The organism is Rhodovulum tesquicola (assembly GCF_024128855.1).
Taxonomy (GTDB): Bacteria; Pseudomonadota; Alphaproteobacteria; order Rhodobacterales; family Rhodobacteraceae; genus Rhodovulum; species Rhodovulum tesquicola.
This window is the reverse complement of sequence record NZ_JAMYDV010000012.1, coordinates 67,066-79,278: the sequence shown is the minus strand read 5'-3', so window position 1 is coordinate 79,278 and position 12,213 is coordinate 67,066. Positions and strand designations below refer to the sequence as shown.

General features: G+C 64.1%; 9 protein-coding genes and 1 pseudogene. 9 read left to right on the top strand and 1 reads right to left on the bottom strand.

The window, feature by feature from the left end:
* From NHN26_RS17585 to NHN26_RS11795, 9 genes and pseudogenes are all read left to right on the top strand, one after another.
* Window positions 1-95: IS3 family transposase (locus NHN26_RS17585; RefSeq protein ID WP_331429137.1), on the top strand; the 95-nt coding region annotated here is incomplete at its 5' end.
* Between the two features lie 78 nt (window positions 96-173).
* Window positions 174-755 (top strand): annotated as a pseudogene (locus tag NHN26_RS11830) (DUF8835 domain-containing pootine); the annotation flags it as partial.
* A gap of 65 nt (window positions 756-820) precedes the next feature.
* Window positions 821-1,222: an MbcA/ParS/Xre antitoxin family protein gene (locus NHN26_RS11825; RefSeq protein WP_131389154.1), complete on the top strand. Its 402-nt coding sequence runs from the start codon at window positions 821-823 to the stop codon at window positions 1,220-1,222.
* Window positions 1,219-1,920: an RES family NAD+ phosphorylase gene (locus NHN26_RS11820; protein WP_132694155.1), complete on the top strand. Its 702-nt coding sequence runs from the start codon at window positions 1,219-1,221 to the stop codon at window positions 1,918-1,920. The genes NHN26_RS11825 and NHN26_RS11820 overlap by 4 nt, the downstream gene beginning before the upstream one ends.
* A gap of 249 nt (window positions 1,921-2,169) precedes the next feature.
* On the top strand, window positions 2,170-3,324 hold the full coding sequence (locus NHN26_RS11815; protein WP_165899162.1) for an FIST signal transduction protein: 1,155 nt from the start codon (window positions 2,170-2,172) through the stop codon (window positions 3,322-3,324).
* Between the two features lie 15 nt (window positions 3,325-3,339).
* Entirely contained in the window at window positions 3,340-6,126 is a 2,787-nt protein-coding gene (locus tag NHN26_RS11810; RefSeq protein WP_132694157.1) for a PAS domain-containing sensor histidine kinase, read from the top strand.
* Window positions 6,111-6,731, top strand: coding sequence for a response regulator transcription factor (locus tag NHN26_RS11805; RefSeq protein ID WP_132694158.1), 621 nt, complete (start codon window positions 6,111-6,113; stop codon window positions 6,729-6,731). Before NHN26_RS11810 ends, NHN26_RS11805 begins: the two co-directional genes overlap by 16 nt.
* 350 nt (window positions 6,732-7,081) lie before the next feature.
* Complete coding sequence (locus tag NHN26_RS11800; RefSeq protein WP_132694159.1) at window positions 7,082-11,056, top strand: PAS domain S-box protein; 3,975 nt, start codon at window positions 7,082-7,084, stop codon at window positions 11,054-11,056.
* Window positions 11,028-11,645, top strand: coding sequence for a response regulator (locus tag NHN26_RS11795; protein ID WP_253089623.1), 618 nt, complete (start codon window positions 11,028-11,030; stop codon window positions 11,643-11,645). Before NHN26_RS11800 ends, NHN26_RS11795 begins: the two co-directional genes overlap by 29 nt.
* Here the strand turns inward: NHN26_RS11795 and NHN26_RS11790 are convergent.
* Entirely contained in the window at window positions 11,618-12,127 is a 510-nt protein-coding gene (locus NHN26_RS11790; protein WP_132694161.1) for a hypothetical protein, read from the bottom strand. The two genes, NHN26_RS11795 and NHN26_RS11790, sit on opposite strands and share 28 nt — an antisense overlap.
* Window positions 12,128-12,213: the final 86 nt, after the last annotated feature.

The window sequence follows — 12,213 nt, the reverse complement described above, 5'->3', positions numbered from 1 at the left end:
ACTACATCGAGCGCTTCTACAACCCGCGCAGACGGCATTCGAAACTGGGCTACATCAGCCCCATGGAGTTCGAGGCCCGCGCTATGCTAGCTTAACCTGCTGTCCACGAAACCGGCAGCAGGCCACAATACCGGATTTCCTTACCTCACGATTCTTCGGTGACCTTCAACGCGCGTGTCCGCAGCTGGTATCGCGAACTCGGACCCCATGACGACTGGTGGGACGCGGTCTATGAGGCTCTCGAGCGGGTCTGTGAAATCCTCGGCATTCGCCTCAAGACCACGCCCGTCCGCCTGATGGGTGGCAGGACGCGGGCCAAGCCCTGCATCTGGTTCTCCGGGTTCTGGAACCAGGGCGATGGGGCCTGCTTTGAAGGCTACTGGTCCCACGCCAAGGGCGCGGCTGCGCGCGGCCGGGACTGCGCCCCGATGGATGCGATGCTGCATGGCATCGCCGACCGGCTGCAGGCCCTCCAGCGGCGGAATTTCTACCAGCTCGCTGAATAGGCCAGCCACCACGGTCGCTACTACCACGAATACACAACGTCCGTGGATGTAACCCGCGACAGCCCGACCTGGCAACCGCCGACCGAGGATGCCAAGGAGATCGTGACCGAGGCGCTGCGTGATCTGGCCCGCTGGCTATACTGCCAGCTTGAGGCCGAATACGACCACCTCACCTCCGACGAGGCCATCGAGGAGGGGATCATCGTGAGCGAGTACACCTTCACCGAAGCCGGGCGCAGGGTCGGGTGAGCGGAAAGTAGACGCGAAGCTCACTTGATCTTTAAAATGGGATCATATGAACTATGTTGAGGGCAATGGAGGACGCCATGTACGTTGCAGAGAAAATCAGGGAACCTGCACAGGTCAACGCCGTCGCGTTGAAGGCCTACGCGCGCGTGGCCGATGCCTGGGGTCTCAGCCTCAAGGAAGCGGCGGGCCTTGCCGATATGTCGGAGAGCACATGGAAGCGCGCCAAGAAGCCGGACTTCGCGGGGGAACTGACCAAGGACCAGTTGTTGAGGCTCAGTGCGGTGATCGGCATCTACAAATCGCTCGAACTCTACTTCTCCGAGCCGCTCGCGCGAAGCTGGTTCACCCGACCGAACACAGGGCCGCTGTTCGGGGGTAGCCGTCCGGTTGATACCGCCATCGACGGGGGCTTGCCGCAAATTCTCGCGGTTCGGACCTATCTTGATGCATTGCGCGGTGGGGCATGAAGCGGACCGAGATTTCTGATCGTGGTCTCGTTCGTCTCCTGCCCGCCACTTACCACAAGCCGCCATCCCTGCGTGGTCTCGTCGATACCGATGACGAGATGGAGATCCTGGCAGAAATCGAGGGCCTGACCAGCGGCCGTCTTCTGGCGGAACGTGGCCGCAACCCGCATCTGGACCCGCGCGAGCTGGCCTGGCAGCGCCGCAGCCGAGATCTGCGCATCTATGGCGAGAGCCATGTCAACGCCGCCTTCACGTATACCCGCGCCGGCGGAAACCGCTTCAACACCGAAGAGCGCGGCGCCTGGTACTGCGCATGGGACGTGATGGTTTCCGTCAGCGAAGTGGCGTGGCACCGCACGCGCGAACTCGGCTTTACGGGCAGCTTCCACGATAGCGCCCGCTATGTGGAACTGCTGGCGGATTTCATAGGGATCTTCGATGATCTGACCGATGAACCGGAACATCCCGCGCTGCATCCAGATCCGGCCTTTGGATATCCTGAGGGGCAAAGCTTAGCCGAACATCTGCGCCGGGCGGGGTCCCGCGGTCTGATCTACCCTTCGGTCCGGGCGCCTGCACCTGGCGGGAATTGTCTGGTCTGCTTCGAGCCGCATGCGATCCAGAACGTCCGTCCGGGCGCGTCCTGGGATCTTGTTTGGGATGGGACGCCACACTATTCGATCACGGCTGTTGGCTGATCCGCCAAGGCGATGCGTGAGCGGCTGCCTCCCGATCGTGACGTCCAGGGTGGGCGTGGTGCCCGAGGCGATGTCGGTCAGGGGCGATCTCGGGCCGTTCGGCCGACTGTTGGAGACCACGTGCAGCATGATCATGGGCTGCCCGCGGACTATCCGAAAGTTCGGTCAGACTATCCGCAAGGCGCAGCGACGGCGCACAAAGGGCATTCTATACGATACGTATGAAAAGAGGGTAGCATGCGGATCATTGTGAGTGAGATTGTTGCACAGGAGGATATTGCGGCGCTTGTCGCGCACCTCCACGAGCTTGGCAGCTTGCCGCAGTTCTGTACCTTGCATCTCGACGAGAGGCTCGATCCGACCCCCCTGCTGAAACTTTCCCGGGAAACCGGGATGATGCTGATGGGGGGAACCTCCTGCTCTGGCGCGCTGACGGCCGACGGGGTCTGCGCCGGAGTGCTCTTTGCGATCGACGATGGCGAAGGATCATATGGAACGGCCCTCCGGCCGTTTGACGATGACCCGTCGGCGGCGGCAGAGGCGGCGACGCGAGCCGCCATAGACAATGCCGGTCGTACCGGCGAGCGGCCCGATCTCGTCTGGATCTACGGCACACCCGGGGAAGAGGAACGCGTCCTGTCGGGGATCGAGCGGGTCGTTGGTCCGGACACGCCCATTGCCGGAGGCAGTGCCGCCGACAATTCCGTGGCCGGCGGGTGGTCGGTTTTCGCCGAGGGAAGATGCGCCGGGCGCGCGGTGGCCATCGGCGTGCTCTATCCGTCTGGCGAGGTCTCGCTGGCCTATCACAACGGATATGCTCCGACCGAACGCAGCGGTATCGTCACGCGGGTCGAGGGACGGCGCGTGGCCGAGATCGACGCGCGCCCGGCCGCGGAGGTCTACAGCGCGTGGACGGGCGGCGCGGTTTGCACCGATACAGAGGGCGGGCAGACACGCTCGATCCTGGGCGAGAGCACCTTCTGGCCGCTGGGGCGGGAAACCCACCGGATCGCGGGCGTCCCCTATTTCATCCTTGCGCATCCTGCCGCCGTCGACGGCGAGGGCGGTCTGCACCTCTTTGCCGATGTCGCCGCGGGCGAGCGCCTCACGCAGATGACGGGATCGGCGGGCGCCCTGATCGAACGCGCGGGGCGCGTGGCGCGTATCGCATGCGAGGCCGGGAGAATGCAGCCCGCCGGGATCGCGGGCGCCCTGATCGTTTACTGCGGCGGCTGCATGCTGGGGGTCCACGACCGGCTGGACGATCTGACCAACGGTGTGTGCGAGGCCCTTCCCGCGGTGCCCTTTGCCGGAGTGTTCACCTTCGGGGAACAGGGGCCCATCCTGAACTCGGGCAATCGGCATGGAAACCTCATGGTCTCCTGCATCCTGTTTTCCAAGTAGCGCAAGGCCCCCCGGATGCCCGACAATGAACGACTGCGCGAGGCCCTTCTGGAGCTCCAGATCCTCCGGGACCGCGAGGCGCGGACCCATGCCGAGACCGCCGGACTGCTTGCCGCGATCGAGGCATATGCGACCGCGCCCACACCGACGCTGGCCATATCCGCAATCTTCGATGCTTTGGGAACCGCGACCGGGGCCTCGAAGGCCATGTTGGTCGAACGGCACGGGCGCGGGGCCCGGGTGATCCGCACAACCGTTCCGCAGGATCTCGGCGCCGAATGGATGCCGCCTGTCGATCTGTTCGACCGTGCACGCAACGTCGCGGATCTGGCCGCGCTCGGGAACCGGGCGGACAGCCCGGTGTGCGCCGGATTCGACAGCCTGCTGGCCGCGCGCCTGCCCGAAATCGATCCGGGGCCGGAATGCGCGATCCTCTGCCTTCACCACGGCCGCGGGGCTTTCCTGCGCCGGGATCTGAAGCTTCTGCTGCGGCTCGCGGGGCTGTTTGCAAAGGCCCTGGCATCCGAACGCCTGGCTGCGGAGAACGCCCTGCTCGCGGCGGCGATCGAAGGTTCCACGACCGGATTTGCGATCGCCGATGCCACCCGGCCCGACACCCCCCTCATTTATGTCAACCCGGGATTCGAGCAGGTCACGGGTTACGGTGCCAGTGAGATCCTTGGCCGAAACTGTCGATCCCTGACCGACGACACCCCGGACGCGGAAGAGGGGGTACGGCTGCGCAACGCCGTGCGCACATGTTCCGAAGGGCAGTTCCTGCTGCGCAGCCGACGAAAGTCCGGGCAGTTCTTCTGGAGCGAGGTGACACTGTTTCCCGTACGCGATGGCGAGGGTCATGTTCGGCACCTCGTCTCGACCCAGACCGATGTCACGGCCCGCGTCGAGGCGCGCCGGGAGCGGGACCGGATCCGCCAGCGCATGACCAAAGCCCTGGCCGTGACCGAGGGTGCCTTCCTGATGCTGGACAAGACGGGCGACGTGCTTCTGAGCAACGAGGCGTTGCAACGCGCGTTTTCCGCGCCGGGTCCGGACTGGTCGGTCGGGACGACCTTCGAAGAGAACCGCGCGAGCCACCTGCGCACGCTGCCGCACCGGCCCGGAGCCGATACCCTGCCCAATAGGCAAGACCTCGACGCGATGGCCCGCGCAGGTCATGGCCGGGAACTGGCGCTGGCCGATGGCAGGAGCTTCCTTCTGCGCGCCCGACGCGACGTGGATGGCGCTCTGGTGATCACTGCAACCGACATCACGCGACTGAAGAGCGTCGAGGCCCTGCTGCGTCAGCGCGCCGTCGCGGTGGACGCCGCCTTCGACGGCATAGTGATCCTCAACAAGTCGCAGCGCATCATTCACCTGAATCGCTCCGCCGTGGCGCTGTTGGGGTATGGCCGGTCCGAAGCGGCGCTTGGACTAGATTGGCGGGCGAGCTACCGCAACCAGCGCAATCCATCTAGCGGCACCTATCGGATGGAACGGGTCGGGCCGGTGGACGCGCCACAAATTCACGAGATCACGCGTTCCCCGCTGGACGGCGAGGGCTCGGTGCTCATCATTCGCGACATAACCGAACGTCTTGCCGAAGAGCGGCGGCAGGAGGAATTGCGCGGGGCGCTTATGCGCGCCCAGCAACAGGAGGCGCTGGCCCAACTCGCGGCCGGCGTGGCGCATGATTTCAACAACCTGCTTTCGGCGATCCTGGGCTCGGCGACCCTGATCTCGGGGGATCGGATGGCCGGAGCCGAAGCGCGCGAGCATGCCGAGCGGATCACATCGGCGGGGCATCGTGCGGCCCGCCTGGTCAACCGCCTGCTCGACCTTGGCGCCGAACCGCGCGACGGAGGTGCGTTCGATCTGCGCATGGCGCTTGCGGATGTGGCCGCGGTCGTTGTCCCCAGCCTGCCCGCCGCCGTGACCCTGGATGTGTCGATTTGCGACGACGCCATGCTTCTGCGCGGCGATCCGGGGACCGTGAACCGCATCTGCGTCAACCTGATCCTGAACGCCCGCGACGCGATTTCCTCCGAAAGCGGACAGATCACTCTCACCGTCCGGTCCTTCCGGTCGGAACGGCACCAGAGGCTGCGGATCGGTTCCCTGGACGCGGGCAAGAGCTATGCCCGCATCGAGGTCCACGACAGCGGCGCAGGGATGGACGAGGCCACATGTGCCCGCATCTTCGATCCACATTTCTCGACAAAGGGCGCGCGCGGCACCGGACTTGGCCTGACCATCGTGGCGCTTCAGGTCCGTGGCGCGGGCGGCGCGGTGGATGTGCAAAGCACGCCGGGGCACGGCACGGTCGTCACGGTCTTCTGGCCGCTTCACCCTCACGAAGCGACCCCCGATACTTGCGCCACCGCCGCGGAGGAGCATTCCCTTAGCGGCATGACATTCCTGGTTCTTGATGATGAGCGCGCCGTCGGCGAGGTTCTTCAGGCCTATCTTGAGGCGCGGGGCGCCGAAGTGGCTTTTTGCGACCTGCCGGATGTCGCCCTCGATGCCATCGCGAAGGATCCCGACGCTTGGACCGCCGTGATCTCCGACTACGACATGCCGGGCATGACCGGAGGCGACATGGTCGAACATCTGGGCCGGGTTGCACCGGATCTTCCGGTTTTTCTAGTGACCGCGCTCGCCCGGCGCCTGTTGGATCGGGGGCTTGATGGTGACCGCATCGCCGGACTGTTCGCGAAACCCATCGATCTGGTGGCGCTTGCCGGCACGCTGTCACGTCTTCAGCCGAGAACCGTCAAGGATCGGACCGCATGCTCCGGGTGCTGATCGCCGACGACCACGATCTTGTCCGCGAGACGCTTGCCCTGTACCTTGACAATGCCGGGGGCTTCGACCTGACGTTAGCCGCGGATCTGGATCGTGCCTGCAAAGATATCGAGCGGCATGCCGGGTTCGATCTTGTTCTTCTCGATTACGCCATGCCCGGGATGAACGGCCTAGAGGGCCTCAAACGGGCACTGGATGTCAATTCCGGCAAGGCGGTTGCGTTGATGTCGGGGATCGCGACACGGCAGACCGCCCACAAGGCGATGGATGCCGGAGCCATCGGCTTCCTCCCGAAGACGATGGCGGCGAATTCGCTGGTCAACGCGATCCGCTTCATGTGCTCGGGCGAGAAATACGTCCCGGTCGACTTCCTTTCGGGAGGACCGAAGGGCGACGAACCCCATCCTCTGGCCCGGAGCCTGACGCGACGCGAGATGCAGGTTCTGGAGGGGCTTTGCCGCGGCCTCGCCAACAAGGAGATTGCCCGCAAGCTGGACCTGAGAGAGGTCACGATCAAGCTGCACGTCAAGTCGGTCTGCAAAAAGCTCGACGCCAACAACCGAACCCACGCCGCGATGATCGCCAAGGCGGCGGGGCTTTTCTGAGCCGCGGACCAAGACCGCTGTGGTCGGGCGGGGTCCCGTGGCGCCCGATGCGGCCAGAGGGATTCGCCGTGGCTCCCCTCGGGGAAGGACGCATCCTCGGGGCAAGGCGGGTCGATCCCGGGTGCGGACCTTCTGTCGGCGACGGGGCCTGATCTGTCTTGGGCGCCCCCCGTCAGGCGGTCCCGACTGGAGGGAGCGGCCCGGGATCGTCCTGATCACCCACTCAAGTTACGCGTTCAACTCAAGGTTAACGAAAGCCACAGGATTGGCGCAAGTTTGACCCAAATTTGCCTTAACCGCTTGAGTATAGCTGATGGCTCAATGGGGTAGGGACGGCATCTGCCGGGTTGATGGGCGGCACGACACACCCTCAATTGAGGGAAGTCGACGCCCAAGAACAAAATGATCGGCCAGTCGTGCATGAGCAGTCCAGTAATGAGAAAACGGCGGCCCATCCGGAGGATGGTTTCGCCGGACGGCGTCCCCGCAGGGTCTGTCTTGCGAGCGATGGCGCGCGTGCACGGCGCCTTCCCGACGGTGCCGCGATGATGGAGGCTGTGAGGGTAACCCCGCCCGACGGCGCCGACGGCGAGAGCGAACCGGACCTGGAAACTCTTGTTTCGGCCGCCATGTTGGGGCTGGACTCGGATGTCGCGCTTGCCGTTCAGGCGCTGGATGGCACGCGCGATGGCGTGCGGGTCCGCTGTTCGACGGCGCCCGGACTCGTCGATCGGATCATCGCGCTTCCCGAGGCGCTGGCTGGCCATCCGGTTGTTCTGGACCTGTCGGCCGAGGGCATCGAGGCGAGGCTGCCCCCCGAATTCGCGGAATACCAATCCCTTGTCGCCGCCCCGCTCACGGGCTCGTCCGGGATGCCCGGTGCGCTGGTCGGCCTGTCGCGGCAAGCGGGCGCCTTCTCGCTCGGTCAACAGGCGTTTCTGGGGATGCTTGGACGGATTGCCACCAACGGGGCCAGGTGCAAGACTTTGACGCCTGCCGACCACTTCGCGTCCCCTGGCGGGCCACTTTTCTTCGAGACGGACAAGTATGCGCGTCTGACCGGGGCGCAGCACAAGGTTAGCGATGCCTTGCAGGACCTGTTGCGCTCGGGCGTGGACGAGGTCGACACGGCCATCGACCGGGCGCTGGCCGCGGTCGGGTGGCAATGCACGGCGGACCGGGTCTATGTGTTCCTGACTCGTGACGACCATTATGTCGACAACACCCATGAATGGTGCGCCGACGGCGTCGCGCCGATGATCGCCGAGTTGCAGGGCATTTCCATCGACGAGATCGCGCCGCACTGGATCGAGGCCTTCGGACGGAACGAGGCGATCCATATACCCGACGTTCCGGGAATGCCTGACTACTCCCCGGAAAAGTCCATTCTGATGATGCAGGAGATCAAGTCGCTGCTGGCGATGCCGATCATCCAGGGGGGAATTCTGGCCGGCTTCATCGGGATCGATGTGGTGCATGCCCATCACGAGTTCCTGCCCGGCGAGATCTCTCTGCTCTCGATGATCGCGAACGGTGTCGGTTGCATGTTGCGCACCAGCGCCGCCGCCGACCAGATGCGTCAGGCGCAGCGACGGCTGCAGGACGAACGCAACAGGTTGCGGGCGACGCTGGACGCGGTTCCCGATATCGTTGTCGAATTCGACAGCGCCGGCCGGTTTACAGGGGTCCATGGCAGTGATCCGGATTTCCTTTGCTGTCCGGCCGAGACGCTCATCGGCCTGACATCGGAAGAAGCTCTGCCCGAGGCGACCGCCACGCTCATAAGGCGCGTCCTGACGGAAGCGGCGAGGTCGGGCCGCGCCAACGAACCCGAAGCCCGTATCGTGACCCCGCAGGGCGCGGTGTTCAGGAGCATCGCGGTCAGAAGACGCGCGCCCGAGGCCGACACGGCCGGGCCGCCTTTCGTCCTGGTGGCGCGCGATGTGACCGAACAGGTCCGCAACAAGGCGCAACTCAAGCGGCTCAGCCGGATTGCCGAGACGATGACGAACCTCGTCATCCTGAAGGATTCGGCGGGGCGGATCACCTGGGTCAACCCCGCCTTTCAGAAGCGATCGGGTTATACCCTAGTCGAGGTGCAGGGCAGGATACCCGCAACCTTTCTGCATGGACCCGAGACCGACCCGCTGGTCGTGGAGCGGCTGGCGCAGGCTGCGGCCCGGCGTGAGCGCGTTTCGATGGAGTTGATCAACTATGCCAGGAACGGGGAACGCTACTGGGTCGAGACGAACGAGCAGCCTCTGTTCGACGGAACCGGCCGACACGAAGGCTTCCTAGTGGTGCAGACCGACATCACCGAGCGCAAGCTGTTCGAAGACATGCTGGCAGAACAGGCACTGCAGGCGCTCAATTCGCGGCAGAGGATCTATGCCGCGGTCGAGGCGCTGCCCGATGCCTTTGTCTTTTACGATCCGGATGATCGCCTGGTGCTCTGCAACGAGCGCTACCGACAATACTATCCGAAAACCGTCCCCGCCATCCTGCCCGGCGCCTCATTCGAGGAGATCCTGCGCTACGGGCTGGAGCACGGCGAATACGCAGAGGCGGTCGGCCAGGAACAGGACTGGCTTGCCGAACGGCTGCGACGTCACCGCCTGGACGAGAACGACAGCGAGCAACTGACTTCGGACGGGCGTTGGCTGCGTGTGGTGGAGCGCCGCCTGCCGGATGGCAGCAGCGTCGGGCTGCGCGTCGATGTGACCGAGTTCAAGCGGCTCGCCGAAGAGGCCGATGCCGAACGCCTTGCGGCACTGGAAGCGTCGCAGGACGGCATTTCCATCACGTCCGAGGACGGGCGTTTTCTCTACATGAACAAGGCGTTTCGGGACATGTTCGGCATCGGGTCCGGGTTGAATATCCGCGACGTCTTCTGGTGGGATCTGGTCGCGAAGGCAGTGCCTCCCGCGGACACCTTTGCGTTGCAGAAGAAGCTTAGCCAGGACGGGAACTGGCTGGGCGAACTCCTGCTGCGCCGCATGGGTGGAACCGAATTCTGGGCCTATCTGTCCGTGAGCGGCCGCGGGGACGGGAGGGCGCTGGCCATCGTCCGCGATGTGACCTCGATGAAACAGGCCATCACCGAACAGGCGCGGCTTCGGGAAGAATTGCAGCTGGCGCAGCGTCGCGAGGTGATCGGGCAACTCGCTTCCGGTATCGCGCATGATTTCAACAACATTCTTGCCGCGATCTCGGGAACGATCTCCTTGCTGTCGTCGAAGCACGAGGATTGCGGCAATGTCGAGCGGTTGCAGGCCGCCGTGCAGGAGGCGACGTCGCTGATCGGCAGGCTGTCGGACCTTGGTCGGCGCAAGAACAGCGTTCAGACCTTCGACATGCGCGAGCAGGTGTGGAGTTCGATCGACCTCATGCGGGCGGACAGGCTGCAAGACACGGAACTGAAGCTGACCCTGCCACCCGACCCGTTCGAGATCGAGGGCGACCCCACGGACGTCACTCAGGTCGCACTGAACCTGGTCCTGAATGCCAGCGATGCCATCAGGGACAAACCGGATCGCAACGCGCATGACTTCATAGAGGTCACGCTGACAAGAGCCGACAGGTCCGACCTGGATCGGCCGACGACGATCGGCACGCTTGAGCCGGAGAGAGACTATTTCCGCCTGGCGGTCGCCGATACCGGGCCCGGCATGAACGCGGAGATCTCGGCCAGGATCTTCCGGGAGAACTTTACCACGAAGGGTGAGAAGGGTACCGGGCTCGGGTTGCCAATCGTTGCGCGGGTGGTGACGCAGAACGGGGGCGCAATCCGCATGGATACCGTGCCGGGTTCGGGGTCACGCTTCGATGTCTTCTGGCCGGTCATGCGCGTTCCGCTCGCCGAGGTGGGACCGCTCAACAGCCTGGGTGATCCCACGGGACGGCTGGATGGTGCCACGATCCTGGTGATTGACGACAATGACCTGATTCTCAGGGTTCTTGCCAGCTTCCTCGAAGAAGCCGGTGCTGAAGTCGCAGCCAGTACAGACCCCGCGGATCTGCTCGCGGCGGTGCGCGGGGACCCGGGCGCCTGGGATCTGCTTGTGACCGATTTCAACATGCCGACGATGAACGGGGCAGAGCTTGCCCGGCAGGTGCACGCGCTCGATCCCGGCCTGCCCGCGCTTCTGCTCACGGCAATCCCGGACTGGCGTGTGCGGTGCGGGTGGCGCGGGCCTCGCGAATTCGCGGCGGCACTGAAGAAGCCGGTGTCCCGCAATGAACTTGTCCACGCCGCCGAGGCGGCAATCGCACAGCGACTGAAAAAAGAGGAAAAAAATGAGACTGCTCATCGCCGACGACCATGAACTCTTGCGTGATACACTGAGATTGTTCCTCGCACGCGAGGAGGCGATCGAAGTCGAATTCGAGAGCGACCTGCCCTCGGCCCTTCGCGCGATCGAGACAAGGGGCCCGTTCGATCTGGTTCTGCTCGATTACAGCATGCCCGGCATGAATGGCCTCGAAGGATTGAAGAGTACGCTGGATGCGGGGAACGACGTGAAGGTGGCGATCATCTCGGGCGTCGCATCGCCGGATGTGGCCGACAGAGCCCTAGCGCTGGGTGCGTCGGGTTTTCTGCCAAAGGCACTTCCCGCAAAGACGCTGGCCAACGCCGTCCGTTTCATGGCGGCCGGAGAAATATATGTGCCGGTGCAATTTCTTCGGCGGGCGAAGGATGAGACGACTTCCCTGCCCGCCTCCAGCCAGTTGCTCCCGCGGGAGGTGGAGGTGTTGCGCGGGCTTTGCGCAGGTAAGACGAACAAGGAAATCGCCCGGGACATGAATGTCCAGGAGCCTACGGTGAAGCTCTACGTCAAGACGCTTTTCCGCAAGATCGGCGTTCGAAACCGCACCCAGGCCGCTCTTTACGCAAAGGAGTTCGGCTTTTCCTGACGCCAGCCGCCCGCGGACGTTTGCGCTGCCGGACGGCGGGTCAGCGGGACAATGTTGTCGGCCCGGCTGGGGTCGACTTTGCGTGATGCCGTCTCGATGCTTTGGCGGCGTTTCCAGACCTCGTTGTTGATGGGGGCCACCGCGAGCGCGAATTCGAAGGAATTCATGTCGGATGGCTCATGCAACAGGACGTCGCAGACATAGAGGTTTTCAAGAGCGAAACAGTTCCGCGGCGCCGTTCTGGTCGTGACAATGACCGGGACGGATGGCACTTTTTCGCGAAACGCGATGATCTGTGGAACCAGATCCTTGTGTGTGCCCAGCCTGTCCATTCGGATGATCAGTTGGTTCCAGGCCCTCGGCGCTCTGGTTACCTCGTCCAGGGCGCTTGGCAGATCATCCTGGATGGCCATCGGCAGGCGTTGCTTTTCCATCCAGTCGCAGTACTCGCGGAAATCGTCCCACCCGTTCTGGATGATCATGACGGGTTTGCTTTTGTCGAGGTGAAACCGTGTAGACATGGCAGATCGAGACCTTTCTCATGGGACGATTGGTGCTGCAGGTCGCT